Annotated in this window: 23 protein-coding genes and 1 pseudogene; 7 read left to right on the top strand and 17 right to left on the bottom strand. The window is 64.9% G+C overall.

What is annotated here, in order from left to right; all coding sequences use genetic code 11:
• Positions 1 to 94 precede the first annotated feature (94 nt).
• The 7 genes from mnhG to AB2N08_RS06990 form a co-directional block, all read right to left on the bottom strand.
• Positions 95 to 478 carry a monovalent cation/H(+) antiporter subunit G gene (gene mnhG, locus AB2N08_RS07020; RefSeq protein WP_367609925.1) on the bottom strand — a complete coding sequence of 128 codons (384 nt, stop codon included), beginning with the start codon at positions 476 to 478 and terminating at the stop codon, positions 95 to 97.
• Positions 475 to 753 (bottom strand): K+/H+ antiporter subunit F, encoded by a 279-nt coding sequence (locus AB2N08_RS07015; protein WP_367609924.1) that lies wholly within the window; start codon positions 751 to 753, stop codon positions 475 to 477. Before AB2N08_RS07015 ends, mnhG begins: the two co-directional genes overlap by 4 nt.
• Positions 737 to 1,255, bottom strand: coding sequence for a Na+/H+ antiporter subunit E (locus tag AB2N08_RS07010; RefSeq protein WP_367609923.1), 519 nt, complete (start codon positions 1,253 to 1,255; stop codon positions 737 to 739). The genes AB2N08_RS07015 and AB2N08_RS07010 overlap by 17 nt, the downstream gene beginning before the upstream one ends.
• Entirely contained in the window at positions 1,252 to 2,934 is a 1,683-nt protein-coding gene (locus AB2N08_RS07005; protein ID WP_367609922.1) for a monovalent cation/H+ antiporter subunit D, read from the bottom strand. Before AB2N08_RS07005 ends, AB2N08_RS07010 begins: the two co-directional genes overlap by 4 nt.
• Positions 2,931 to 3,275 carry a Na+/H+ antiporter subunit C gene (locus AB2N08_RS07000; protein ID WP_367609921.1) on the bottom strand — a complete coding sequence of 115 codons (345 nt, stop codon included), beginning with the start codon at positions 3,273 to 3,275 and terminating at the stop codon, positions 2,931 to 2,933. Before AB2N08_RS07000 ends, AB2N08_RS07005 begins: the two co-directional genes overlap by 4 nt.
• On the bottom strand, positions 3,275 to 6,190 hold the full coding sequence (locus tag AB2N08_RS06995; RefSeq protein ID WP_367609920.1) for a monovalent cation/H+ antiporter subunit A: 2,916 nt from the start codon (positions 6,188 to 6,190) through the stop codon (positions 3,275 to 3,277). Before AB2N08_RS06995 ends, AB2N08_RS07000 begins: the two co-directional genes overlap by 1 nt.
• A gap of 418 nt (positions 6,191 to 6,608) precedes the next feature.
• A complete protein-coding gene (locus tag AB2N08_RS06990; protein WP_367609919.1) occupies positions 6,609 to 7,190 on the bottom strand; it encodes a hypothetical protein in 582 nt (193 codons plus the stop codon).
• A gap of 162 nt (positions 7,191 to 7,352) precedes the next feature.
• On the opposite strand from AB2N08_RS06990, the gene AB2N08_RS06985 reads away from it, so the two are divergent.
• Positions 7,353 to 8,459 (top strand): porin, encoded by a 1,107-nt coding sequence (locus tag AB2N08_RS06985; protein WP_367609918.1) that lies wholly within the window; start codon positions 7,353 to 7,355, stop codon positions 8,457 to 8,459.
• A 12-nt stretch (positions 8,460 to 8,471) separates the two neighbouring features.
• Here the strand turns inward: AB2N08_RS06985 and AB2N08_RS06980 are convergent, their stop codons facing one another.
• The 4 genes from AB2N08_RS06980 to AB2N08_RS06965 form a co-directional block, all read right to left on the bottom strand.
• The gene (locus AB2N08_RS06980) at positions 8,472 to 10,673 is read right to left on the bottom strand and encodes a heme-degrading domain-containing protein (protein ID WP_367609917.1); all 2,202 of its coding nucleotides are present in this window, start codon (positions 10,671 to 10,673) and stop codon (positions 8,472 to 8,474) included.
• Positions 10,670 to 12,010 (bottom strand): MFS transporter, encoded by a 1,341-nt coding sequence (locus AB2N08_RS06975; RefSeq protein WP_367609916.1) that lies wholly within the window; start codon positions 12,008 to 12,010, stop codon positions 10,670 to 10,672. Before AB2N08_RS06975 ends, AB2N08_RS06980 begins: the two co-directional genes overlap by 4 nt.
• A 15-nt stretch (positions 12,011 to 12,025) precedes the next feature.
• The gene (locus AB2N08_RS06970; RefSeq protein ID WP_367609915.1) at positions 12,026 to 13,369 is read right to left on the bottom strand and encodes a GH1 family beta-glucosidase; all 1,344 of its coding nucleotides are present in this window, start codon (positions 13,367 to 13,369) and stop codon (positions 12,026 to 12,028) included.
• Between the two features lie 81 nt (positions 13,370 to 13,450).
• On the bottom strand, positions 13,451 to 15,874 hold the full coding sequence (locus tag AB2N08_RS06965) for a TonB-dependent receptor (protein WP_367609914.1): 2,424 nt from the start codon (positions 15,872 to 15,874) through the stop codon (positions 13,451 to 13,453).
• Positions 15,875 to 16,148: 274 nt separating this feature from the next.
• Here AB2N08_RS06965 and AB2N08_RS06960 point away from each other — a divergent pair, with 274 nt between their 5' ends.
• The 3 genes from AB2N08_RS06960 (at position 16,149) to AB2N08_RS06950 (ending at position 19,559) form a co-directional block, all read left to right on the top strand.
• On the top strand, positions 16,149 to 17,159 hold the full coding sequence (locus AB2N08_RS06960) for a LacI family DNA-binding transcriptional regulator (protein ID WP_367609913.1): 1,011 nt from the start codon (positions 16,149 to 16,151) through the stop codon (positions 17,157 to 17,159).
• A 225-nt stretch (positions 17,160 to 17,384) separates the two neighbouring features.
• Positions 17,385 to 17,810: an organic hydroperoxide resistance protein gene (locus tag AB2N08_RS06955; protein ID WP_367609912.1), complete on the top strand. Its 426-nt coding sequence runs from the start codon at positions 17,385 to 17,387 to the stop codon at positions 17,808 to 17,810.
• Positions 17,811 to 18,398: 588 nt separating this feature from the next.
• A complete protein-coding gene (locus tag AB2N08_RS06950) occupies positions 18,399 to 19,559 on the top strand; it encodes an MFS transporter (protein ID WP_367609911.1) in 1,161 nt (386 codons plus the stop codon).
• A 110-nt stretch (positions 19,560 to 19,669) separates the two neighbouring features.
• On the opposite strand, the gene AB2N08_RS06945 is transcribed toward AB2N08_RS06950, so the two are convergent.
• The 3 genes from AB2N08_RS06945 to AB2N08_RS06935 form a co-directional block, all read right to left on the bottom strand.
• Complete coding sequence (locus tag AB2N08_RS06945) at positions 19,670 to 20,494, bottom strand: AraC family transcriptional regulator (protein WP_367609910.1); 825 nt, start codon at positions 20,492 to 20,494, stop codon at positions 19,670 to 19,672.
• 265 nt (positions 20,495 to 20,759) lie between these two features.
• Entirely contained in the window at positions 20,760 to 21,476 is a 717-nt protein-coding gene (locus AB2N08_RS06940; protein WP_367609909.1) for a carbamoyltransferase C-terminal domain-containing protein, read from the bottom strand.
• Positions 21,477 to 21,479: 3 nt separating this feature from the next.
• A complete protein-coding gene (locus AB2N08_RS06935) occupies positions 21,480 to 22,376 on the bottom strand; it encodes a carbamoyltransferase N-terminal domain-containing protein (protein WP_367609908.1) in 897 nt (298 codons plus the stop codon).
• 206 nt (positions 22,377 to 22,582) lie between these two features.
• On the opposite strand from AB2N08_RS06935, the gene nudC reads away from it, so the two are divergent.
• Positions 22,583 to 23,404, top strand: coding sequence for an NAD(+) diphosphatase (gene nudC / locus AB2N08_RS06930; RefSeq protein ID WP_367609907.1), 822 nt, complete (start codon positions 22,583 to 22,585; stop codon positions 23,402 to 23,404).
• A 26-nt stretch (positions 23,405 to 23,430) separates the two neighbouring features.
• Here nudC and AB2N08_RS06925 read toward each other — a convergent pair whose 3' ends face one another.
• A complete protein-coding gene (locus AB2N08_RS06925) occupies positions 23,431 to 24,372 on the bottom strand; it encodes a hypothetical protein (RefSeq protein ID WP_367609906.1) in 942 nt (313 codons plus the stop codon).
• A 144-nt stretch (positions 24,373 to 24,516) separates the two neighbouring features.
• Here AB2N08_RS06925 and folE point away from each other — a divergent pair, with 144 nt between their 5' ends.
• Together folE and AB2N08_RS06915 are read left to right on the top strand one after the other, a co-directional pair.
• Complete coding sequence (gene folE / locus AB2N08_RS06920; protein ID WP_367609905.1) at positions 24,517 to 25,083, top strand: GTP cyclohydrolase I FolE; 567 nt, start codon at positions 24,517 to 24,519, stop codon at positions 25,081 to 25,083.
• An 83-nt stretch (positions 25,084 to 25,166) separates the two neighbouring features.
• Positions 25,167 to 25,442: pseudogene (locus AB2N08_RS06915) on the top strand (transposase); the annotation flags it as partial.
• A 62-nt stretch (positions 25,443 to 25,504) separates the two neighbouring features.
• Here AB2N08_RS06915 and AB2N08_RS06910 read toward each other — a convergent pair.
• The gene (locus AB2N08_RS06910) at positions 25,505 to 25,921 is read right to left on the bottom strand and encodes a hypothetical protein (RefSeq protein ID WP_367609904.1); all 417 of its coding nucleotides are present in this window, start codon (positions 25,919 to 25,921) and stop codon (positions 25,505 to 25,507) included.
• An 83-nt stretch (positions 25,922 to 26,004) separates the two neighbouring features.
• A complete protein-coding gene (locus AB2N08_RS06905; RefSeq protein ID WP_367609903.1) occupies positions 26,005 to 26,631 on the bottom strand; it encodes an HAD hydrolase-like protein in 627 nt (208 codons plus the stop codon).
• Position 26,632 lies beyond the last annotated feature (1 nt).

The following is a 26,632-nucleotide window of genomic DNA, read 5'->3' as shown; positions in this document are numbered from 1 at the left end:
CGCCATCGCATGTTTTGACCTGTTGTATTTACTCTACGTTGTGGTGGATCAGCGACAGCAATCGGCTCGGCCGCGCCGAGCCGAGTCGAGCAGATTATTTGCCGATGTCCTTGTGCGCGATCGTGTACACGTCGCCAGCCGTGGCGCCGGCATCTGCGCGCTTGGCCCGCAAATCGCGGTACACGGCGGCGCGCATGATCATCATCGACACCACCGGCGCCGTGAGCAGCACGAACAGCGTGATGATCACTTCGTGCACGACGGGCCGCGATTGTGCGGTCGTGAAGTACAGCATGGATGCCAGCAGCAGGCTGCCGGTGCCGATCGTGATCGTGATCGCCGGGCCATGGATGCGCTGATAAAAGGTGCGCAGGCGCACCAGGCCCAGGGCGCCAATCAGCACGACGCTCGCGCCCAGGATCAGGAGCAGCGAGACGACCAGGGCGGCCCAATCGGACAAGTGTTCGATGCCGTTCATTCGATGATCTCCCCACGCATTAAAAATTTGGCTATTGCGATGGTCGAGACAAAGCCGACCAGCGCGATGAGCATCGCCACTTCAAAATAGACTTGCGTGCCGAAGCGGATGCCCAGTACGAGCGCGAGCAGCATGCCGCACATCCACAGGGTATCGAGTGCCAGCACGCGGTCGTGGGCCGAAGGCCCGATCAGCAGGCGCACGAAGCACAGCAGCATCGCCGCCAGCACACACACGAGGGCGTAGCCGATCGACAGTTCAAGCAGGGTCGCCATGGGTGCCTTTCTTCTCGAAGATGTCCATCAGGGGCTGCTCATAGCGGGTCTTGATGGTGTCGACCCACCAGGCCGCGTCGTGCAGGTCGAATACGTGCAGGATCAGCTCATGGCGCTCGGGCTGGATCTCGGTCCAGACCGTACCGGGCGTCATATTGATCAGGCACGAGAGCGCGGCCAGGCCGTACTCGTCGCGCATCGTCAGCGGCACACGGATGAATTCGGACTTCAGGTTGGCATAGTCGGCGAACAGGATCACGCGGCTGACGTTGAAGCACGAGCGCACCACCTCGACCGACGCAAAGCCCAGCAGGCGCACCGCCACGAGCGGCGCGCGCAGGCGCGGGTAGCCGAGCGGATTGAGGTGGCGCGTGAGGATCGGGCCGGCGATGCCCAGCAGCGCGCCGAGCAGGATGTGGCCCGGATACAGGGTCTGGTTCAGCAGCAGCCACAGGCCGCACAGCAGCAGCGAAACGATCGGGTGGGGGAGCCAGCGCGTCATGGCGCCTCCGGGGTCAGGTTGATGGCGGGAGCAGGCATCGACGTCGGACCGGGCAGGGTGGGCTCGGACAGCACGCGGCCGATATACGTCGCCGGCCGGTGGATGTCGTCGCTGGCGCGCGCCAGGTAGCCGAACAGCGCATTGGCCTGCACGGTCATGCCGACCGACAGCGCCAGCAGGAACATGATGGGCATGACTTCGGTGCGGTGCAGCTTGGGCGCGACCAGCACGCCGCTGGCCCAGAAGGTGCGTACGCCGAAGCGCATCATCGAGATCACGGCGATGAGGCCCGACAGCACGATCAGCACGATCAGCGTCCAGCCGGCGGTGGGGATCGGGGTCGGGCCGGTGATCACGCCGTTGGCCGCGGTGGCCACCACCTGCGGATGGAGCAGCGCGTGGAACATGCTGAACTTGGCGACAAAGCCCGACAGCGGCGGCAGGCCGGCGATCATCAGCGCGCAGGCGGCAAAGGCCAGCGACAGGAAGGCCATCGCAGCCGGCACGCCGCGCCCGACCGGTTCATCCGGCGCGTCTTCCACTGCATAGGCTTCCATCGTCAGCGCCAGCATGGCCGAGCGCGGGGTGCGGATGCGGTCGATCAGTTCGATCAGCAGCAAAAACGCCGCCACCGCCAGCGTGGAGCCGATCAGGTAATAGATGCCGGCCGTGACCAGGTTCGGCTGGCCATAGCCGATCACCGCCAGCAGCGTGCCGGACGAGATGATCGCCGCGTAACCCGCCATGCGCCCGGCCGTGTCGCTCGAGAGCATGCCGGCGGCGCCGAACACGATGGTGGCCATGCCGCCATACAAGAGGGCATCCGCGCCGAAGCCGGCCGCGCCGCCAGCGCTGTCCGAGAAGATCAAGAGCCACAGGCGCAGCACGACGTAGGCGCCCACCTTGGTCATCAACACCAGCATCACGGCCACCGGCGGCGAGGCCGCGGCGTAGGTCGTCGGCAGCCAGAAGCCCAGCGGCCACATGGCGCTCTTGGTCAGGAACGCCAAGGCCAGCACGGTGGCGCCGACCTTGAACAGCGCCAGTTCGTCGCCCGCCAGCATCGGTGCGCGCGCGGCCAGGTCGGCCATGTTCAGTGTGCCGGTGGTGGCGTAGATCAGCGCGGTGCCGAGCAAGAATAGCAGCGCGGCGGCCAGGTTGATCGCGATGTACTGCATGCTGGCGCGAATGCGCTCGGCGTTATACCCGTGCAGCACCAGGCCATACGAGGCGGCCAGCATCACTTCGAAGAAGACGAACAGGTTGAACAGGTCGTGCGTCAGAAACGCGCCGTTGATCCCCATCAGCAAAAACTGGAACAGCGTGTGGAAGTGCACGCCGATCCGGCCCCAGCGCTGCTTGGTGAAGTGCAGCGCCGCCAGGCCCAGCACGGCGGTGAGCAGCAGCATGATGCTGCTTAACCGGTCGGCCAGCAGGGCGATGCCGAACGGCGCGCTCCAGTTGGCGGCCAGGTAGATGCCCATGCCGTCCTGCCATGTGCCGCCGTCGGTCATGTGGATCAGCGCCAGCGCATTGGCCACCAGGCCGAGAAGCGAGGCGTAGCTGAGCCAGAACTTGAGGCGATGCCAGCCCTGCGTGAGCGGGGCCAGGGCGGCGCCGACCAGCAACGGCAGCAATACCGGCACCAGGATCAGGTGCTGGGTCCAGTGCAGACTCATAAATCGGGCTCCTTGCCGTCAACGTGGTCGGTGCCGGTCAGGCCGCGCGAACCGATCATCACCACCAGGTACAGCGCGGTGGTGGCAAAGCCGATCACGATTGCGGTCAGGACCAGCGCCTGCGGCAGCGGGTCGGCCAGCACCGCCGGATTGGGCACGCTGCCGGCCGGCGTCAGGGGCGGCGAGTCGACCCACAGGCGGCCCATCGAAAAGATGAACAGGTTGACGGCGTACGACATGAGCATCAGGCCGCACAGCACCTGGAAGCTGCGCGGACGCAGGACAAGCCAGATGCCGGAGGCGAACACGATGCCGATGGCCAGCGATAGAACAAGCTCCATCAGAGGATCTCCTTGGCAGGTGGGATGGTGGCGCGCGTGGCGTCGGCGGCCGCGCGGTGGCTGCGCAGCGACTGGTGGGCCAGCGCGACGAGCGTGAGCATGGTGGAGCCGACGACGACCAGGAACACGCCCAGGTCGAACATGAACGCGCTCGGCACGTGCAGTTCGCCCAGGACGGGCAGGTCGAGGTGGGCCGTGTGGCTGGTCAGGAACGGGTAGCCGAGGAACCAGGCGCCGATGCCTGTGAACGCCGCGCAGAACAGGCCCCACGAAATCCAGCGGTGCGGCCGCAGGCGCAGGTGCGACTCGACCCAGTCGGTGCCGGCGACCATGTACTGCACGATCAGCGCGGTGGCGAAAATCAGGCCGGCGACAAAGCCGCCGCCAGGCAGGTTATGGCCGCGCATGAAGAAGTAGGCCGCCATCAGGCCCATCACCGGCAGCAGCAGGCGCAGGTAGACGGCCGGGATCATCAGGTAGCCGCTGCGCGCCTGGAGCGCTGGCGGCTGATCCTTGGTCGGATCGACGTCGCTGGCCTGCTGCACGGGAATCGCAATCGATTCGGTGGCGGGGCGGAAGCGGCGCAGCAGCGCGTACACGGTCAGCGCCACGGCCGACAGCACGGTGATTTCGCCCATCGTATCAAAGCCCCGGAAGTCGACCAGCAGCACGTTCACGACGTTCGAGCCGCCGCCTTCGGTGAGTGCGCGCAGCACGAAGAATTCACCAATGGACGGCGGCGGGGTGCGCATCAGCACCGCATAGCTGGCAGCGGCGATACCGAGGCCACCGCCGACGGCGATCAGGCCGTCGCGCGAACGCCGGAACCACGTGCTTGGCGGCGCCTTCTTGAGTTTGAGTTCCTTCGGCACGAGGCGCGGCGGCAGCCAGCGCAGGCCGAGCAGGATCAGCACCGTGGTCACGGTTTCCACCATCAGCTGGGTCAGCGCCAGATCGGGCGCCGACAACCACACGAAGGTGATCGCGGTGACGATGCCGGTGCCGCCGACCATGCTCAGGGCGGCCAGGCGGTGGTACTTGGCCTTGTAGGCCGCGCCGGCGGCGCAACCGGCGCCGATCAGCCACAGCGCGGCGAACAGCGGTTCGATGTCGCCCAGGTGCACGGCCGGCAGGCCGGGCCACGGGTCGACCAGCAGCAGCGGCACGACGATCATGAAGGTCATGAGCACCAGCAGTTGCGGCTGCAGGCGCTTGGTGCCGGTCAGGCGGATGATCCAGGTCGCGCCCAGCGACAGCGCCAGCATCGTGTTCTCGTAGGCTTGCGCGCCCTTCAGGCGGTGCAGCACCGGCACGCGCGTGCGTTCGCGCAGGTCGTGGCGGCGCAGCAGCACCCAGTACAGGATGGCGCCCAGCACCAGCGCGGCGCCGCTCATGCCCAGCGCCAGGTTGAAGCCGTGCCAGATCGCCAGGTCATAGGCCGGCATGGCCGCGCCCAGCACCGAGCTCGAGGCCACGGCCAGGATGTCGCCCACCACGCGCTCGGGCATCACGCCCACGGCGATGCACAGCACCACCAGGCACTCGACCGGGAAGCGCATCCAGCGCGCCGGCTCGTGCGGCTCTTGCGGCAGGTCTTTCGACAGCGCGCCGAAGAACACGCTGATGAAGCGCAGTGAGTAGGCCACGCTGAAGATGCCCATCAAGACGGCCGCATACGACATTGTCCAGTCTTCGCTGCCGCCCACGTGCGCGGTTTCGGCGAAGAACATCTCTTTCGACAGGAAGCCGTTCATCAAAGGCACGCCGGCCATCGAGGCCGAGGCCACGATCGCCAGCGCGGCGGTGACCGGCATCGCGCGTTTCAGGCCACGCAGCACGCGCATGTCGCGGGTGCCTGTTTCATGATCGACGATGCCCACTGCCATGAACAGCGAGGCCTTGAAGATCGCGTGATTCATCACGTGGAAGACCGCCGCCACGATCGACAGCGGGGTGCCGATGCCCAGCAAGACCGTGATCAGGCCGAGGTGGCTGATGGTCGAATAGGCCAGCAAGCCTTTCATGTCGTGCTGGAAGATCGCGAACAGGGAGCCAAGCAGCAGCGTGATGACACCGGCGCCGCCGATCAGCCAGGTCCATTCGGGCGTGCCGCCGAGCGCCGGCCACAGGCGAATGAGCAGGAATACGCCGGCCTTGACCATCGTCGCCGAGTGCAAATACGCCGACACCGGCGTGGGCGCGGCCATCGCGTGGGGCAGCCAGAAGTGGAACGGGAACTGCGCGCTCTTGGTCAGCGCGCCCAGCGCCACCAGCACCAGCGCCGGCAGGTACAGGTGGCTGGCGCGGATCTGGTCGCCGGCGGCGAGCACCGCATCGAGCTCGTAGCTGCCGACGATGTGGCCCAGGATGAGCACACCGGTCAGCAGGCACAGGCCGCCGGCGGTGGTGACGGTAAACGCCATGCGCGCGCCGCGGCGGGCGTCGTTACTGTCTTGCCAGTAGCCGATCAAGAGGAACGACGTGAGGCTGGTGAGTTCCCAGAACACCACCAGCTGGATCAGGTTCCCGGACAGGACCACGCCCATCATCGAGCCCATGAAAGCCAGCATATAGGCATAGAAGCGCGCCACCGGGTCGCGCTTGGACATGTAGTAGCGCGCGTACAGGATCACCAGCAGGCCAATGCCGAGCACCATGATCGAGAACAGCCACGCCAGGCCATCCATGCGCATGATGAAGTCCAGGCCGAACAGCGGCAGCCACTCGTGGCGCGACTGCACCACCTGGCCGGCGCCGAGTTCGTCGAATCTTGAAATGGTAATGAGCAGCGCCGCCAGGGTAAAGGCGCCGGCGGCGGCCGCGGGCCGGTTGCGCGAACTGTTGGGCAGGCAGGCGGAAACGAGAGCGCCGGCGAAAGGAAGAAGGACGAGGAGGATCAGTGGCAGTGAGGTCATCGACATCATCCTTCGGGGCAGTGCGACATATAGCGGCGCGCGCACAGGCGCAGGGCGATTTTAGGCTGGGTCATGGTGTTCTCCGGTGCGCGCAGGGGTGATCGATGCGCCGCGCCATAGGCGTGCGTCGCCGGGCGCCACTGGTACATTGCATACCATCGTGGTCGCCAGCGAGTGTGATAGTTGGTTGGTTGGGTGCCAGGCCGCCGCTGGCAGCCTGTCGGCGCAGGCCTGCAGATCGGTGACAACCAACAATCCGGGGGGCGTAGTTGGGCTAAATTCTGGCATGCGCCGCCTCGTAAAATACTTCTCGGAATGCGACACTCTACCGTAGTTGACGACCTGACTACAACGCGTTTCTCCGTTTATTTCGATTTTACTGCTGATAACTTCGGGTGCGGCGCAGCAAAATCCGGTATCAAGCCGTGATGTTCAGTGCCGGTTCGGCCGCTTCGTCGACGCCGTACGTGGCGCGCACTTCGGCGGTCAGCGCCTCGAGCGGGTCGGCTTGCGTCGACGCTGGCGTGTTGGTTGCGGCCGTGTCTTCGGCCTGCTTTCGCAGTTTGGTCTCGTAGGCGGCGCGTTCTTCGTCGCTGACGGTCTTGTCCGAATTGGTGTCGGCTTCGGCGATGTAGTCGGTGGCCGTCGAGGCTTCGCTCGACGATGCTGCAGGTGCACCACCGGCTGGCGGCGCGCCGCGCGCTGGCGCTGCCGCTGCCTCGGTCGATGCCTCAGTGTCAGTCTCGGTTGTCGCAGCGCTGTCGGTGCTGGCCTCGTCCACGGCGCGCTGCACGCGCGAGGCGTCGGCCTGGGCGTTCAGCTGGTCGCCCAGGCGCGCGCTGGCGGCCGATTCGGCGCTCTGGGTCGGCGCGGGGGCGGCATCCTGGTCTGCGGTCGTGGCGACCGTGCTGGTGCTGGCCGTCGTCTCGTCGAGCGGTTTTTTGGCGGCCGGTGCGTAGGTCGCTTGCGTGGCGCTGGTGCTGTTGATGCTGGAAACCATGGTGTCTGTCCTGTGGCGAGTCGTATCCCATTAACGGTTGCACGGGCGCCGCGCAACAGGGTGGCAAATGTAAAGCGGGGTAAAGCCCCCACGAATCGGGGGTGGCGACACCCCCCTGACGGGGCTGGGCGCACCAGACGGCGCCGCTGGAGAATGCTGACGATGACACCCAAGATGACCCACCACCTGCGCCCTGTGGCGCTCGCGCTGTGCGCCGCCACGGCGACCGGCCATGCCCACGCCCAGACCAATGTCCAGGTCTACGCCCGCCTGAACGTCTCGGCCGAGCGTGTCAATACGGGCGCCACGGCGCACGGCGACCGCCTGAACCTGACCCGCATCTCGAACAACCGCTCGGTGCTGGGGTTTCGCGGCAGCGAAGTCCTGGGCGGTGGCGTCAGCGCCATCTTCCAGATAGAAGGCACGCTCTCGCCCGATACCGGCGCCGGCGAACTGGCGCGGCGCGACACGCGCGTGGGTCTCGATGGCGGCTTCGGCACGGTCTTTCTGGGACATTGGGTCACTGCCTACAACGGCGCGACGTCCGGCCTGGACCCGTTCTATCCCACCACCGCCGGCTACATGAGCATCATCGGCAATGGCGCCGCGGCGGCCGTCGACAATGTCAGCAACCTGTATTCGTTCGACCGGCGCCAGGCCAATTCGATTCACTACTGGAGCCGGCCCTGCAAGGGACTGGGCCTGCGCGTCACGCACGGCGTGGCCGAGGAACGCCCGGTGGGCGGCGCCAAGCCGTCATTGACGTCGGTTGCGGCGATCTATGACGAGGGGCCGTGGTACGCCACGCTGGCCTACGAGCGCCATCATGCTTATCAGGGCGTCGGCCTGGACGACAGCGGGGCCAAGCTGGCCGTGGCCCGGCGCTTCGGCGCCACGCGCGTGGCGCTGCTGGCCGAGCGTCTGGCCTACGAGACCGCGGCGGGCGACCTGACCCGCACGGCCTTTTACCTATCGGTCAGCCATCAGATGGGGCCGCACGGCGTGCGTCTGGGCGTGGCGCGCGCAGGCGACGGCAAGGGCGCCAGCGGCAACCGGGTCGGCTTCGTGCGCGCTGGAGATGCGACCGGCGCCACCCACGTCACGCTGGGCTACGACTATGCCCTGTCGAAGCGCACCAGCGTGTACGCGAATGTCACGTACCTCGACAACGAGGCCAATGCAGCCTACGACTTCGCCATCAACAGCCTGAATGCCGCGCCCGGGGCCACCTTGCGCGGCGCCGCGCTCGGGCTGCGCCACGCGTTCTGACGGGGTGTCCCCTCAGAGCTGGTCGACCTTCAGATAGTCCTTCAGCGCCGCGACCACCAGCGCGTGGTCGTCCGGCCCCGGCAAGCCCGACACGGTGACCGTGCCGACCACGCCCTCGCCGCGCACGACGACCGGGAACGCGCCGCCATGGGCGGCGTAGTCGCGCATGTCCAGGCCGGGCAGCGCATCATGGTCGCCGCCGGCCTGGCGCACTTCGTTGTGGGTGTAGAACGAGCTGTGGCCGGTGCGTTTTACCAGATTGTTCTTGCGGCGGATCCAGTCGGCGTGGTCGGGCGAGGCGCCCGGCATCGCCTGCGTGAAGAGCACGGTGTCGCCGCGCGTGATCTCGATCGTCACGGTCTTGCGTTCGCGGTACGCGCGCAAGATCAGGTGCGCGCCGATGGCCTGCGCCGTGGCCTTGTCGAAGCGGTCGAACTGCAGCAGCTGCTCTTCGCGCAGCAACGATGGCAGTGATGGCAGTGAGGGAGTGGCGGTCTGCAAGTTGGCCTCGGTCCTGGGCGTGAGCGCGGACAGCGCCGCCGTCACATACACCAGCGGCGCGTTCCAGTTGATGGCGACCTCGTTGGCGGCGTAGCTGCAATCGTGGTCGAGATAGGACAGCGCGGGCAGCTTGCTGGGATACGGCGGACAATCCCTGGCATCCTGCTGGCCCGGATTGGGGCCGCCGGCCAGCCAGCCCGGCACCGGCGCGGCCACGCCGTCGGCCATCGATGGCCGGTGGTGCGGATGCATGACCGGGCGCGCGCCGAAGCCCGTGACGAAGGTGTAGCCGGTGGCGTTGCGGCCCAATACATAGTCGAGGCTCGACTGCGCCGCCTGCAGGTACGCCGGCTTGCTATTGATGCGATAGGCCTGCAGCAGCATCATGCCAGCATTCAGGACCACCGCATTGCTGCCCCAGACGATGTCCTTCGCCGCCAGCGGCACCCGGTAGCCGCCTTCGGCAGCGGCGGCAAGTTGCATGGCCAGGGCGTCGACGCGGCGTTCGACCAGGGCACGATCGATGCCCGGGGCCAGGCGCTCGCGGTGCTGCGCCAGCGACATCCAGCCCAGCGCCGCCACGTTGCCCCAGGCCGGTGTGCTCAATGGGGCGTCACGCCGGATGAAGGCTTGCGCATACGCGGCCTGGCCGGTCGAGATGAGCAGTTCGGCCGCCGCCCAGGCAAATTCGTCGTCCAGCTGCGCGTCGCCGTATTCGCCGGTGACGACGTCCTTCGGATTCTTGAAGACGACGTCCGGGTGCGCTTCGGCCCAGCGCCACGCCGCCTGCGCCGCCGCCAGCATGCGCTGCGACACGCCCGGCCATTTGCCTTCGAACGGCGCCAGCACGCGGCTGGCGACCGCCATGGTCGCGGCGAAATCGAGCGCCGCCGCCGTGCTCTTGGCCACCACGTAGCGCGGGGTGTTCGACGCCGCATGCGGCATCACGATGCCGTCGAAGCGCAGGTTGGTGAGCTTGTGGTACACGCCGCCATCGTTCGGGTCCTGCATCGTCAGCAGCCATTCGAGGTTCCACATCGCCTCGTCGAGGATGTCGGGCACGCCGTTGCCCGATTCGGGAATGCCGATGTCGCGCTTGAAGTAGTCGGGGAAATGCTCGAGCGCGGCCAGCAGCGTGTAGGTCGCGATGCCCGAGTTGACCACGTATTTGTTGTAGTCGCCGGCGTCGTACCAGCCCTTGGGACTGGCAATGATCGTGCCTTCCGGGCGCGCCTTCGACGCCGCCGAGGCGTGTACGACCACCTTGTCGTCCGGATGCCCGGCCGGCCGCGCCCAGGCGCCGGCATATTGCGGCGTGAGGGCGATTGCGCTGCGGTTGAAGTAGAACGCCTTCAGGGCCGCGTCGCCCAGCGTGCGGTAGCCATCCGGCGCGACCGTGAACGGATCGGACAGCAGGCCGCCGACCCGTACGCGGTACGTGCCTGCCTGCGTGAGCGCGCTGAAGTCGGCCACGCGCACGGTCTCGCCGGCGGGTTCCCAGCGGCTGGCGGCGCCGAGCGCGCCGTCCAGCACCACCTTGCCGTCGGCACCCACGACCTCGAACCGGCTGGCCTTTGCCGCTTGCGGGACGACGGCCAGCTTGTGCGCCTGCGGCAAAAAGCCGACGGCGTTGACCTTGATGCCGCCATCCTGCGCCGCCGCGGCGCCGGCGGCAACCGACAGCAATGCCGTTGCCAGTATGGACCGCTTCATGCCGGCACCGCCTTGCCATCGCCGTCCAGCCCCGCCGCAGGCGTGCTGCCGTCGTCGTGATAGAACGGCGCGAACCAGGTGGCCACGAACGACGGGATGGTCGCGACCATCACCAGGCCGAAATAGGCGACATAGCCCATCATCTCTTGGAGGTGGCCGCTGATGACGCCCGTGACCATGCCGCACAGTCCCATCAGCCCCGTGCCGAACGCGTAGTGGGTGGTGGTGTACTTGCCCGGCGCGAGCTGCTGCATCAGGTAGATCATGAAGCCGACCGCGCCGAAGCCGAAGAAGAACTTCTCGATGGCCACGCCCAGCGTGATGAGCACCAGGCTCGAAGGCATGTAGATGCTCATCACCAGGAACGCCACGTTCGGGATGTTGATCGCGCAGCACAGCACGAACAGCGTCGACTTCAGGCCGCGCTTGGCGACATACAAGCCGCCGAGCAGCGAGCCGACCAGCACCGCGGCCAGGCCATAGGTGCCGTAGATCAGGCCCAGCATCTCGTTGGACAGGCCGAGGCCGCCTTTCGAGGCCGGATCGACCATGAAGAACGGGCCGATCTTTTCCAGCAGGCCAACGCTGAAGCGGAACAGGAACGCGAACGCGATCATGCGCCACACGCCGCGCTTCTGGAACAGCGTGACGAACGCGTCGACCAGGATGCGGCCGGCGTCCTTCGCGCTCGACGGCGTGTCGGCGGCGCGCGCGCCGTCGGGCATGAAGCGCCAGTGCCACAGCGCCATCAAGAGCGTCAGGCCGCCCACGAGCAGGAAGATGATGCGCCAGGCGTCGATCCAGTCGGGGCCGAACACGCCGGGATCATGGCCGAACACGTGGGTGTGCAGGTAGCCGCTCAGGTAGACCATGCCGCCGGCGGCGACGATCGGGCCGATATTCCACGACAGGCTCTGGATGCCGCAGTACAGCGACTGCGCGCGCGCGTCGAGCGAGGTAACGTACACGCCGTCGCTGGCGATGTCCTGCGTGGCGCCGATGAACGACAGCGCAAAGAAGATCGCCATCAAAAAGGTCATGTAGCCGGGCAGTTCCATCAGCAGCGCCACGCCGGCAAACCCGGCGCCGATGGCAAGCTGCGAGCACAGGACAAAAAACTTCTTGGTCCGGTACATCTCGACGAACGGCGCGAACAGCGGCTTGACGGTGTAGGCCAGTATCAGGAGGCTCGAATACTGGGCGGCGCGGCCGTTGTCCATGCCCAGATTCTTGAACATGATGGCGGTGACGCTGGTGAGCATCACGTAGCCGAGCGCCATCGTGAAGTAACCGGTCGGCACCCACAGCAGCGGCGATACGGATTTAGCAGGTTGCATGGTCGGTTCCGGTCATCAGGTCTTGACGCGGCTCGCGACGAATTCCCGGTACCACAGCGCGCTGTCCTTCAGGGTGCGTTCCTGGGTTGCGTAATCCACGTGCACGATGCCGAAGCGTTTGGCATAGCCCGAATTCCATTCGAAGTTGTCCAGCAGGCTCCACAGGAAGTAGCCACGCACGTCCACGCCCGCGTCCATCGCGTCCTTGAGCGCGGCCAGGTGGCTGCGCACGTAGGCGATGCGCGCCGCATCGTGCACGCGGCCGTCGTCCAGCATGTCGGGATTGGCCATGCCGTTTTCGGTAATGTACACCGGCGGCAGGTCGGGGTACTCGGCCTTGAGTTTCAACAGCAGCTCGGACAAGCCTTCGGGGAAGATTTCCCAGCCCATGTCGGTCACGCCGTGGCGCGCCGGCGCCGGTACCGGCGGCGTGCTGGCGCTGCACCACGAGCGGAAGTAGTAGTTCGAGCCGAGGAAGTCGATCTTCTGGTGGATGATGGCCAGGTCGCCGTCTTGAATTTGCGGGGCATTTGCGCCATGGCCGCGCAGCGCCAGTTCCGGGTAGCGGCCCTTGAAGATCGGGTCCATGAACCACTGCACCGAGCGCGCGTATTCGAACGCCGCCATGTCGCGGTCGGCCTGCGAGTCGGTGGCCGCATCGGCCGTCCACTGGTTCAATACGATGCCCAGCTGCGCACTGCTGCCTGCTTCGCGCATCGCGCTCATGGCCAGGCCGTGCGACAGCAGCAGGTGGTGCGAGACCTGGATCGATTGCTTCAGATCCGCCACGCCGGGCGCGAACTGCGCATTGCCGTAACCCAGGTTGGCCGTGCACCACGGCTCGTTGTGGGTGGCGATCGCTTCCAGCCGGTTGCCGAAGCGGCGCGCGATCTCGCGCGCGTAGTCGGCGAAGCGGTAGGCGGTGTCGCGATTGAGCCAGCCGCCATCGTCCTGCAAGCCTTGCGGGAGGTCCCAGTGGTACAGGGTCGCGTGCGCACGGATGCCTTTGCTCGCCAGTTCGGTCAGCAGGCGGTCGTAGAAATCGAAGCCCGCTTCGTTCCAGGCGCCCTTGCCGTCGGGCTGCACGCGCGCCCAGGCGAACGAGAAGCGGTAGGCATCCACGCCGAGCGAGGCCATGATGCCGACGTCTTCACGGTAGCGGTGGTAGTGGTCGCACGCGACCAGGCCATCGCTGCCGTCCTTGATATTGTTCGTGTCCAGGCAAAAGGTATCCCAGATCGACGGGCCCTTGCCATCGACCGTGGCGGCGCCTTCGATCTGGAAGGCACTGGTGGCCACGCCCCAGGTGAAGTCGGATGGAAAATCGTTGTGGAAGTCGAAGTCGGGGCTTTTGGTCATGGAACTCTCGTATCGCTGCAAAGGGCGGTGTTAAGAAAAAAAACAGGCGCCCGACGAGGCGCGCCTGCGGTGCTTCAGCTTTTAAAAATCAAAGCCGGTATTGATGCCGACCGTACGGGGCGGCTTGTACTGCGCCAGCCACGGGCCGAAGCCGTTGAACGCGCTGGTCTTGATCTTCTTGTCGCTCACGTTGCGCACAAAGGCGTCGACCCACCATTTGTCCTTGCTGTAGCGCAGGCCGATATCGGCGCTGGCGTAGGCTTTCTGGCGGTCTTCCGGCCCCAGGTCGAACACGCTCAGGTTGACGTCATCCTCGTAGCGCGCCGTGATGCGCGGCACGACGGTGGAACCATCGCCCAGGCGGAACGTGTGCTGATATTGCACCGTCGTCGAAAACTTCGGCGCGTGCGGCAGCTTGTTGCCCGTCACATCCAGGCAGGTGGCGATGCGCGTGTCGACCGTGCACGGTGGCAGCGCGTAGTCGTTCGAGCCGGCGACCAGGCGACCGAGCTTGGTGTCCAGCACGGCCAGCGCGATCGTCAGGCGGCCATCTTTCGCGATGCGCGCGGCGATCTCGGTTTCCAGGCCATAGACCTCGGCGCCATCGGCGTTCTCGATGGCCAGGCCACGGCTGCCGTCCGAGAAGCTGACGGGCGAATTGAACTGGAAGTCCTTGAAGTCCATGAAGAACAGCGCGTTGTTGATGCGCAGTGCGCCGTCCAGGAAGGTGCTCTTCGAGCCCAGTTCATAGTTCGTCAGGGTTTCTGGCTGGTACGGCAAGCCGCGATCCTGCACGCCGCCCGACTTGTAGCCGGTCGAAACGCTGGCATAGACCATATTGTTGCGGTCGATGTCGTAGTTCAGGCGCACCAGGCCCGTGGCCTTGTTGTCGCTGTAGCGGCCATCGTTCGGCACGCCCTCCTGGTAGCCGTTGGCCGGGTCGCGCGGGTCGATGTTGGGGTTGAGCGGCAGTTGCGGCACGCTGGCGTCGTAGGCCCAGGTATAACCGCGCCCGCCGATGTGCACGCGCTTGTCGTGGGTGTAGCGCACGCCGCCGGTCAGGTGCCATTGGTCGGTGATGTTCCAGGTGGCCTGGCCGAACACGGCCGACGTGTCCACGGTCTGGTCGGGCTGGATGAACGAACCCTGCCAGTTCACGCTGCCGTCTTCGGTGCCTTTCATGCCGGCGATGTCGAAGCGGATGTCGTTCTTCTCGTTGCCATAGTAGGCGCCGACCTGCCAGTCGACCGTGCGAACGCCGACCGATTGCAAGAGCAGCTCGTGACTGTGGCTCTTGTAGTTGGAGTCGACCGTGGTGTGTTCCTGGAAGATGCCGGGCGAGTTGATCGAGGTCGGCACGAGCGTGCCGCCGTCCTGGTCGAAGCGCATGTCGCCGCTGTATTTCGACCAGCCGGCCACGTACTGCAGTGCCATGTCGGGGCTGATGTCCCAGCTCAGGCGGCTGCGCACATTGTGGCTGTCGCGGTTGATCCATGGCGCGCTGTCGCTCAGGGTCGAGTAATGCTTCTGGCCCGGGCGCGGGGTTTGCATCAGGTTGGCGCTCGGGGTGCCGCGGTCGATGAATTTTTCGTAGGCGACGTTCCAACGCAGGGTCGGCGTGATCTGCCACAGCAGCGACAGGCGCGCCGCGCTCTGGTCCTGGGCGCTGTACTTGTCGCCGCCGGAGACGAAATTGTTCGGATTGATCAGGCGGAACGCGGCCGGATCGCCGCCGGAGGCCAGGTAGGCCGCGCGCTGCTGGTCGGCCGGCACGCCGGGGAATTTCTGGTAGTCGACGTAGCCGTCATGGCGTTCGTGCACGACGGCGAAGCGCAGCGCCGCGGTCTCGGACAGCGGCACGTTGACGGCGCCGCGCGCGCCCAGGCGGTTGTAGTCACCGATGCCGCCTTCGAGATAGCCCGAGCGGCTGTTCAGTTCCGGTTTCACGGTCTGGATATTGACCGCGCCAACGGTGGAGTTGCGGCCCCACAGCGTGCCTTGCGGCCCGCGCAGCACCTCGATGCCTTCGACGTCGAACAGCAGGGCGGTGGCCCCTTCGGCGCGCGGCGAATACACATTGTCGACGAACGAGGCGACTTCGGGGTCGGCGTACTCGGTCTTGGCGCTGTCGTTGCCGATGCCGCGCAGGGTCATGGTGGTCACGCCATGGTCGCCCTGGGCCGTGGCCTGGAAGCCCGGCACCAGCGCGACGACGTCGAGCATCGTCTGCACGTGGTTGTCGGCCAGCGTCGCGGCGGACAGCGCGGTAACGGCGATCGGTGTACGTTGCAGCGAGGTCGAGCGCTTGGTGGCGGTGACGACCACTTCGGCGATGCGGCCGTTGTCGACTGCGGCCGGTGGCGTGGCGGCTGCCGGCGATGCGGGATCCGAGGCGGATTGTGCTTGGGCCGCGCCGATGCTGGCGAGCAGCGTCAGGATGGCCAGGCGGATGGGGGCGGACGAGGGCGTGCGAACCCCCGCCAGGTAGGGCGTCATCATTGTCATGCTTGTCTCCGATATAGTTTTATGGATAGTGCGAGCGCTAACAACCAGATTGATAAGAAATCGGTTTCATCAATCTTGAAAACGGTTTCATAGTAAATTCAGGCGTAAAAAAATGTCAATTAGTATTTATGATAGGGAGTAGACGGTGTGTTGCGGGTGAACGACGCGTCGTTTATGAAAGCGTTTCATAAAGAGCTTGCCGTACCCGTTTCGGGTGGACGGGACGTGTTACACTTCGAGCAACTAATCGCTGTGGACCTGTCCAGAACGCTTCATGAAAAACGTCGAAAGCGGAATCACCACCCTGTACCAGGTCGCCAGCAAGGCGGGCGTATCGCCGGCCACCGTCTCGCGATTTCTCAACGGCACCGCCAAGGTGTCGGAGGACAAACGGCGCACCATCGAGCGCGTCATCGATGAACTGAACTACAAGCCCAATCGCCTCGCGCAAAGTCTCAAGATGGGCAGCACGAACACCATCGGCGTGCTGACCCAGTCGCTCGAGAGCGGCTATTTCAACCGCGCCATGGTGGGCATCGAGGATGCAGTCAAGGCGTCCGGCTATGCCTTGCTGATCATGAGCGGTCACTGGCATGCGGACGAAGAAGCCGAGCGCGTCGAGCTGCTGATCGGGCGCCGCGTCGATGGCGTGGCGATCCTGACCGGTAATATGAGCGACCAGCAAATCCTCGATTTTTCGCGCCGGGTGCCCATCGTGGCCTTTGGGCGCGAAGTGCAGGGCGAGCGCACGCAGGCCTTTTGCCTGGATAACTACGGTGGCGCCTGCGAAGCGGTCGAGTACCTGATCGCGCAGGGCCATCGCCGTATCGCCCATATTGCTGGCCCGCCCGATCACCGCGATGCGCGCGAACGCCTGGCCGGCTACAACGACACGCTGGCAAAACACGGCATTGCGTGCGATCCGAAGCTGGTGGTGACGGGCGACTTCAGCGAGTCCAGCGGCCTGCTGGCGCTCAACAGCCTGCTCGTGGCCAATGTGCGCTTCAGCGCGATCTTCGCCGCCAACGACTTGACGGCCTACGGCGCGCGCCTTGCCCTGTACCGCCGCAATATCCGGGTGCCTGAAGACATTTCGCTGGTCGGATTCGACGATCTGGAAAGCTCGATGTACACGACGCCGCCTTTGACCACCGTGCGCCAGCCGTTGTACGAGGTCGGGACCGGGATCGGTCGGCGCATGCTGGCCATGCTGGGGCATCAGCAACCCGCCGCCGATGTGCCGGGCTTGAGTCTGGTGGTGCGTGAGTCGGTGCGGCTGGTGTAGTGGCCGGGCTGGGAGGCGCATCTCTCGCATAAATATCGCTTGCTATTAAATAGCGAGCTATGTAATATGTGCTTCATGGCAGTGCCGAATGCTCTGATCAAAGGATGAGCAGGTCGGCGGGCCAGGGTTTTGCAGCATAAAAATTGTTTTATATTTAATAGTGCACTATTTAATAGTGCTAAACATTCCGGCGGGCTTTCCGTCACCATTACAAGGAGTCTCATCATGGCAATCGAAAACGTTCTCTACCGCGCCAACGCCACTGCAACGGGTGGCCGCGAAGGCCGCGCCGTGTCGTCGGATAGCGCACTGGATGTGAAACTGACTACGCCTAAGGAACTTGGCGGCAATGGCCTGGCGGGTACGAATCCAGAACAATTGTTCGCTGCAGGTTATGCGGCGTGCTTCCTGGGCGCGATGAAATTCGTCGCCAACCGCGACAAGCTGAATATCTCGCCGGACGTCTCGGTGGAAGGCACCGTTGGCATCGGCCCGATCCCGACCGGCTTTGGCATCGAAGTCCTGCTCAAGATCAGTCTGCCAGGCGTGCCGGCCGACGAGGCGCAGACGCTGGTCGACCGCGCGCACATCGTGTGCCCGTATTCGAACGCAACCCGCGGCAATATCGACGTGACGCTGCAGCTGGTGTAATTCAGCGGAGCCTGGAAGGCCAGGCTTGGAAGAATCGATAAATGGGCTGCCTGAGGGCAGCCCTTTTTTTATCTTGAGGCCCAGCAATCGGTGTCGTGTTTCAACGTTGATTTAACAATTGGCGTGATGCTGAGCCGATCCCTGTAACTGTCAGTGTAGTTTCCGGACCGCTACTGTTTGTGCGCGTGTTCAAATTGCAGATCAGCCATTCGAGCCATCGATCTGTCACCAATATTCCCTGCCTTTTAATGCGCTGCAGCAAGTATCTGCCTGCACACAGCAAAAGCGCTGACACCGCAAGATGCGCAATAAACCGTTACATCTCCCGCTATTTGCTTACTTTCGACGGGGTAAGTCATGTGCAATCGTTACCGTTCGATGCGTCGATACCAACGCTCTTGTCTTTTATGTGTCAGCGCAATACAACGGTTTCAAATATTTTTCCGCACGGAAAACACAAGCGAAAAAAGGTGTTTAGAATTGCGCTCCATCAGATGCCTGCCGTCAATATTTCACACACGGCCGGGCGCTGAAGGTCACTTTGGCAATCCTTTGACACCTCAATAAATTTAACATTTCACCGCTTTCATGCACACCTCTGTTTCCGCGCCGCGCCGTTCGTCATTCGTCCTTGCACAAGCCCAGCAATATTCACTGCCACTCGTGTTCGCGCTGTTCGGCCTGATCATGGGTTCGTGGGCCGGCCGTATTCCGGCGCTGGCCGCTGGCGTCAATGTGTCGCATGCAGCGCTGTCGATGGTGCTGGTCTGTGGCGGCCTGGGCGCCGTGCTGTCGTATCCGGTCTCGTCGTTCATGATGGGCCGCTTCGGCGCCCGTAAAACCATCCTGTTCGCGGGCCTGGCGCTGCTGAGCGTGCTGGTGTCGATCGGCATGGCGCCGACCGTGCCGCGCCTGATGATGTCGGTGCTGATGCTGGGCGTGACCGCCAGCATCTTCGATGTGGCGATGAATTCCGCAGCGGCGCGCCGCGAAAAGGTCAGCGGCAAGTCGGAAATGTCGCGCCTGCACGGCCTGTGCTGCGCCGGCGGCCTGGTCGGCGCCACGCTGGGCAGCCTGATGGCCAGCCTGAAAATTGCACCGGCAACCCACTTCCTGATGCTGGCCGGTCCTCTGGCCGTCGTCCTGTGGATGGCGTACAGCGTGCTGGAAGCCGATGAAATCGGCGTCAAGGTCGAGAAAAAATCGTTCGCACTGCCACGTGGTCCGCTGGTGCTCCTGGGCCTGCTGGGCTTCTTCGGGTCGATGGCCGAAGGCAGCATTGCCGACTGGAGTGGCATGTTCCTGAAAGAACACTTCGGCGCGTCGGACGGCCTGGCGCCGCTGTCGCTGTCGGCCTTCTCGGTGATGATGCTGATCTCGCGCATGTTCGGCGACAAGCTCAAGGAACGCCACGGCGCCAAGCGCCTGGTGAGCACCGGCGCCATGGTCGCGGCCGCCGGCCTGTTCTTCGCGGTGCTGGCCCCGAACGCCTACGTGGCGCTGATCGGTTTCGCCGTAGCTGGGGTGGGCCTGGCGCTGGTGTTCCCGTTCGTGTTCAGCGCGGCTGGCGCGCAAGGCCCGGCGGCGCTGGCAGCGGTGGCCAGCATGGCGTACAGCGGCAGCCTGATGGGCCCGCCTGCTATCGGCGCGGTCGCCCACTTCATCGGCATGCAGGCAGCGATTGCCTACATCGGCGGCCTGTCGATCGTGATCGCCATGGTCGCGTGCCGTACCCGTATGCTGAAGTAATCAGTCTACTGTAATGAGTAACGGCCTGAACCGGCCGCATGCTTGACCAACTAGCGAACGAACCAACGCAGACGTAGCCCGCAAGGACCGTCTGCGTTGCTGTTTCAGGCTCAGCCGGTCGCCTGCTTGAGCCACTCGCGCGGCGAGGCGCCCATCATGGTGGTGAACGCGCGCGTGAACGTGGACGGACTCGTGTAGCCGGCACGGCTGCTGACCTGCTTGACCGGCATGCCCTGGCGCAGCAGGCGGCTGCCCACACCGATGCGCCAGCGCGTGAGGTATTCGCCCGGCGGCATGCCCATCACCTCGCGAAAACGTTCGGTGAACGCGGCGCGCGACATGCAGGCCACCTTGGCCAGCGATTGCAGGCTCCACGGCTCATGCGGACGCTCGTGGATAGCCGTCAATGCCAGCGATAACTGGCGGTCGGACAAGCCTGCCAGCAACCCCAGCGACAGGCGGCCGCTGTCGAATTCGCGCCGGATCACCTGGATCAGCAAGACGTCGCACAGGCGGTCGAGGATCACTTCGCGGCCCGGCTCGGCCTGGCTCGCTTCGCTGAACAATAGGTCGAGCGTCGAGCGCAGCCCGGGGATCTCGCTCAGTGGCAAGACCAGGCAATTGGGCAGCACGCGCGACAGCGGATTGCTCATCTCGTCCTGGAACTGGATGTGGGCGCACAGCAGGTTGGCCGTATGCCCCGGATGCACCTGCAAGCGGTGACTCGCGCCGCGCGGATAGAACAGCAGCGACGGTTCGGTAACGGTGATCGTTTCGCCATCATCATGGATGAAATCGACGGGCCCTTCGCGCACCACATGCAATTGACCGGAGACACCGTTTTCGGTGAGTTGATTCGTATCGCAAAATGTACCGTTATAGAAAATACGGGCGTTGAACGAATGGCGACCGACCAGTGATGACAGTTTGTCCATGGCAATAAAAATTCGATAGTGAGCTATCTATTCTGGATGAAAAGCGATATTTCTGCGTGGGAATCGGTGAGAATTCGTCCAGAATACAACGGTTTTTGCGTGCCGCCTTTCCCTCCCTTTTCTCTAATAAATTAATGACTTAGAAGGTGAACAAGCGCAGTAAATGCGGGTGCAACTTGCCACTTTTCAACATAACCTGAACGGCCAACTTCTGGCGTAATAGTTATGTACGGCATCGGTTCAACAGTAGTTCAAGATGCCAGTTTCATGCTGGCAACGCTGGCTCGTGCTTCTTCGTCAACAGGTAGGGCGGCATCGCCAACCCGTGCAACTGCAGGTGCCGGAACGCGGCGACGGCTTCCTGTGGCGTTTCAACGAGTGGCCCGGCGTTGCCGCTCACTTCGCCGCTCACTTCGCCCCTCAGTGACGTATTGAGCAGCACCGGCACCCCTGTGCGCACTTCGAAGCCCGCCAACAAGGCCCGCAGCAGGGGATCGTCAGCCGGCCCAACCGTTTGCACGCGCGCCGTGCCATTGACATGGGTAGCGGCCGCCAGCAGTGGCATCATGCTGCTGCGCACCGGCGCCGTGAACTGCATGAACGGCGAATTGGCCTGCAGGTCGAAATACTGTGCGGCGCGCTCTTCGGCCACGATGGGCGCCAGCGGGTGAAACCAGTCGCGCTCTTTGATGCGGGCATTGATCCAGTCGCGCATGCGCTCGCGGCGCGGGTCGGCCAGGATGCTGCGGTGCCCGAGCGCGCGCGGCCCGAATTCGCTGCGGCCCTGGAACAGACCGACTACCCGGCCTGAACAGAGCAGGTCGAGCATGCGTGCGCACAGGGCGTCGCGTCCGCGCGGGTGCTCGACGATGAGGTCGGTCGCGCCGTCGAGCGCGGCTTCGATATCGGCCAGTTGCGGCGCCGGCCCCAGGTAATCGTGCGCCCAGCGAAACGCGCTGTCGCGGCCGGCCAGCTCGGTCAAGCCCTAGATGGCGCAGCCAAGCGCGGTGCCGGCCGGCCCGGGCGACGGCGGAACGAATACGCGCCGGAACGGGCCCGCACGCAGCAGGCGGTCGTTGGCCGCGCAATTGAGGGCGGCGCAACCGGCAAAGCACAGGTCATCGAGCCCCGTATGTCGGTGCAGCCAGCGCGCCAACCCCAATAACGCTTCTTCAAAGGCGCGCTGGCCCGCCGCCGCCAGGTTGGCCGAGTTGGTAAAACTGGCATGCGGCGCGCCGAAGCGCCAGCGCGCGTGCTCGGCCAGCAGCGCCTGCCACACAGCCGGAATGCCGACCTGCAAGCCTTCGACCTCGAGCGGCGGCATGCCGAGCGCTTGCGGATCGCCATACGGCGCCAGGCCCATGACCTTGCCGTCATTGCCTTCGCCGGGAAACAGCGCCTGGGTGAGCAGGAAATAAAACATGCCCAGGCCGGCGGGACCGTGGGCGTCGCGATGCGCCGTCTGCATGCCGATGCCGCGGATGCGCTCGCGATCGACGTGGAAGAACGATGCCGCCGGCTGCACATCGGACGGCGCGGCCGCAGTGGCCGGGCTGCCCTGCGCATCGATGACCATCACCACCGCCTCGCGCGACGGCGACGTGTGGAAGGCGCTGTAGACGTGGGCCAGGTGGTGCGGGATGCGGGCGCGCCGGGCGTCGTGGCGCAGCGTGAGGGTATGGTCGAGCGCGACGTCGTGCTGCGGCAGCAAGTTGGTGTCGTGCCCGAACGCGGCACACTCGACCATTACGTCGATGGGCCGCTCGAGCCCCGGCAGGCGCGGCAGATAGAGATCGCGCACGTCGCCCGGCCGGCCCCAGTGGTGCCGGTGGCGCGTGAGGCGTTCTTTCTGGATCGCCCACTGCACATGTGCGCCATGCATGAGGCAAATGCTCGCGTCGCGGGCGCGATTAATGCCGAGCACAACGGGTGTATCGTCCATCGGTGTCTCCCTCTTGGCGTGCGCAGCGAAAGGGCGGTCAGTCATCCTTTGAGCGCGGCTGTTCAGGATTAGTTCGGGCAGTCGCGCCGAATCCTTGCGCCGTGAAAGGCGGTATCATCTGGCGATCTCATTGACCGTCATCGACCATGCTGCATACGCCCGCTTCCTTCACGCCACTGTTCGCGCCGCATCCCGACCCGGCCCCGTTGAACTTCCTGTTCCACAAGGGACAACTGCTGGTGCGTGAAGACGGGCCGGCGCTGCCCGACTCGGCCGTGCTTGCTCAGGTCGGCGCGCTGCACGAGCACTTGCAGCCACTGGGGCTGCTCGATGGGCGGTATTGCCAGACCGGCTGGCTCGACGCCGAACCGGTGTTGCCGGCCGGGTATGCCTGGCGCGGCTTGCGCGTGCTGTTCGGCGTGCTGGACGACGCGCTGGTGGGCGTGGCCGGCCGCGCCGCGCAAGTGGCCGAATGGGCGCGTACGCACCGCTTCTGCGGCGTGTGCGGCAGCGGCACGGTGCTGGCCAGCGGCGAGCGCTGCTTCAAGTGTCCCAACTGCGGCCACATGGCCTATCCGCGCATCTCGCCGGCCATGATGGTGCTGATCCGCAAGGGGGACCAGGTGCTGCTCGCCAAGCACGTGCTGCATGCCACGCAGCGCTTCGTGCCGCTGGCGGGTTTTCTGGAAGCGGGCGAGTCGATCGAGGAATGCATCGCGCGCGAAGTGTTCGAAGAGGTGGGCCTGCGCGTGCACAACCCGCGCTACTTCGCCAGCCAGTCGTGGCCGTTCCCGCATTCGCTGATGCTGGCGTTCACCGCCGATTATCTCGATGGCGAGATCCGCGTCGACACGGCCGAGATCGCCGAGGCGCGCTGGTTCGGTCCGAACGACGCGTGGCCGGAACGGGTGCCGCAGATGTCGATCTCGAGCGTGCTGATCGACGCGCACCGGCCGCCGGGTACCTAGAGTCCAGGATTGACACCAGGCCGGCGTCAGCTCTCCACCGGCACGCGGGCCAGGGCGGCGCCCACTGTCACGTCGGCTGTCGGGGCGCCGATGAGTGAGCCATTGAGCGGGCCGTTGAGCCTGCTGGGGGCATGCGCCATGGCTTGCTCGACCGGCACCGGGGCCGGCTTGGCGCCGGTACTGCGCAGGTTGATCGAGCGCTGCAGGATGTCAAACCAGAACGGCGCGCCGAACAGCGTCGTGCTGGCCGTGATCAGCCACCCCGCCGTCTGCAGCGCAAACCCCGCATCGAGCACCGGCGGAAAACTGCCCCAGCCGATCGGCAGCGTCGCCAGCCCATGCACCAGGTTCGCATCGAGCGCAGTGGGCGCGGCGCTGATGGCGGCGGCCAGGGCCGGATGGCGCCACAGCGTCTGGAACAGGTGGACGCTGTCGATATTGAGCAGGATCGCCAGCAGCAGCGAAAGCAGGAACGATACCAGCAGCTGGCGCCGCTTGTACATGCCCGACAGGCGCTCCATCGTGCTGTCGAACCAGCCGCCCAGGGCCGCCTGGAAACGCTGCACGTCGCCGCCGGTCTGCACGTACAGCGTGCTCAGCGTGCGCCGCAATTGCGGATCGGGCACGGCGGCAATCGCGGTCTCGAGCCCCGCGCCGTTGCCGCGGATGGCGTCGATCAGGGCAATCGCGAAGTTGGCCGGTTCGATGTAGGATGGCCCGGGATGGGGCGGCGCCTGTGGATCGTTGAGGTCGGTGCGCGTGCTGATCAAAGGATGGGCGTACAGCGCCCGCGCCGTGCCGGTAAATTGCGGGTCGCTCAGCATGCGCTTGATGCAGGCGCGCAGCATGCCGGCGCGCAGGCGAAACACGGCCGACAAGGCCTCTTGCAACGTGGTGACGACCAGCGCCAGGGAGCCATAGCAGAATGCCATGCCGATGACGACTTCCAGGACCGTGCTGCCGAACATGATGCTCTCCCTGTACCAGTACCGTACTCAACGTTATGAGATATGTCGCATGCAGGCCATGATTTAGCGCAAGAATAGGGCAGGCCACGACCGGCCACAGACGTTTTCTATATACTGGCGGCAATCGTTATTTTAGGGTGCACCATGTCTGACAAAGAAGCTTTCACCGAACACGACTGGCGTCGTCTGTTGACGAGCCTGGGAGAAAATCCCGACCGTCCCGGCCTGATCGAAACGCCGGCGCGCGTCAACAAGGCCTGGAAACACTGGACCTCGGGCTACGACCAGAATCCGGTGGAAGTACTCAAGGCGTTCGAAGATGGCGCCGAAGAATACAACGAGTTGATCGTCGTGCGCGGCATCCCGGTCTACAGCCATTGCGAACATCATCTGGCGCCGTTCTTCGGCAAGGCCACCGTCGGCTACCTGCCGAACGGCAAAATCGTCGGCCTGTCGAAGCTGACCCGCCTGGTCGATATCTTTTCCAAGCGCCTGCAGGTACAAGAACGCATGACGATGCAGATCGCCAATGCGCTGATGGAAGTGCTGGAACCGAAAGCCGTGGGCGTGGTCATCAAGTGCCGCCACCTGTGCATGGAAAGCCGCGGTATCCGCGCCATCGGCGAAGAAACCATCACCTCGACGCTGCTGGGCGAGCTGCAGCCGAACCTGGCGCTGCGTACCGAGTTCCTGGCGCTGGCGCGCGACTAGTTTCAAGCAATCCGGGTAGGCTGTAAGTACAGCGAGGGGAACCTGTTCCAGATCCGGGCCTCCAAGTTGTTTTGGAGGTCAACATGGACCGAGCCGTCTACCCCAGCGATATTCCGCGCGAGCAGTTCGAGGGCGTGCGCGCCATGCTTGAAGCGGCGCGCCGCAAGACGCGCCCGCGCAAGCACGATCTGTACGACGTCTTTTGCGCGGTGTTGTACTTTTTGCATACCGGCACTACCTGGCGCGCAATGCCGCCCGCTTTTCCACCCTGGCGCACGGTGCACGAGTATTTCACGCAGTGGACGATGCAACGCGAAAACGGCCAGTCACTGCTTGAAAGCGTGCTGGAAAAATCCGGCCGCGAGCTCGAGCTGACGCGACTGCGCGCACTGATGCATCGGTACTGAGCGACGCTAACCGATCATTCGCTCGCCGCTTCCGGCTTCTCGAAGTTGAGCTTGTTGTCGCTATCCAGCGTAAAGATGCCCAGCGGCAGGCCGGTGACCGCATCGGGGTCGGGCGCCTTCAGTTCACTGCAGGTGGTGGTGTCGATCTGCCATGCCTGATCGTCCGCGCGCAGCGTGTAGACGTTGTTGCCGTTGCCGAACAGCTCAACCTGCAAGTCCGACAGCCACACCGAACCCAGCTCGTACTGGCGCTGGCAATCCGGCAGGCGCGACATGACCACGCGCAGCGTTCCCTCTTTCGTCCAGAAATTGTCCTTCTCAACCTTCAGCGTGATCGCGTGATCGGTATTGATATCGATCACGTAGGTGGACGTCTCGATAAAGCAGCCGCTCAGCAGCAGCGGAGCCAGGAAGATGAGTGGAAGGCGCATGGGCAAGTCCGTTGTTCATTGATGCAATTGCTGTTGAGTATAGCAACCGGCTATGCGTACGGGGCGATTCCGTGGCGGGCCGGCTAACCCGCCAGCGACAGCAAATCGGCCGGCGCCCCGAACTCGCGCTCCGGCGCCACCCGCCGCAGCGACTCGATCGACGCATAGCCCCAGCTGACCGCCCCGAATGCGATACCGGCCCGGCGCGCGGCGTCGCCATCGGTGGTCTGGTCGCCGACATACAAGGCCTGGATTGCCGGCACCGTGGCACGGCGCACGACCTTGCGGATGCGCGCCGCCTTGCCGAAGATCGACATGCCGCATTCGTACTGACCCATCAGGTTTGCTAGTTCCGGCCCCAGCACTTCGCGCACATTCTCTTCAGCATTGGACGACACCACCGCCAGCCGCACGCCATTGCGGTCGAGCTCGCGCAGCGTGTGAGCGATGCCGTCGAACAGGGCGATGCGGCCGGTGGCGCCGCGCATGCGCTCGATGAACGAGCGCGATGCGATCGGCAGCTTCCAGGCCGGCATGCCGACGTGGCGCATGATGTCGCGCGGGCCGTAGTGGCGCAGCCGCTCGGCCTGTTCGGCATCGACGCGCCTGAAGCCGTGCTGGTCGGCGATCTCGTTGAACACGCTCATGAAAAATGGCCAGGAGTCGGCCAGCGTGCCGTCGAAGTCGAAGATCGCCAGGCGATAGCTCATG

It is taken from the genome of Massilia aurea (assembly GCF_040790145.1).
GTDB lineage: Bacteria > Pseudomonadota > Gammaproteobacteria > Burkholderiales > Burkholderiaceae_D > Telluria > Telluria aurea_C.
The sequence above is the reverse complement of the archived record's forward strand: the minus strand, read 5'-3'. Positions and strand labels throughout refer to the sequence as shown.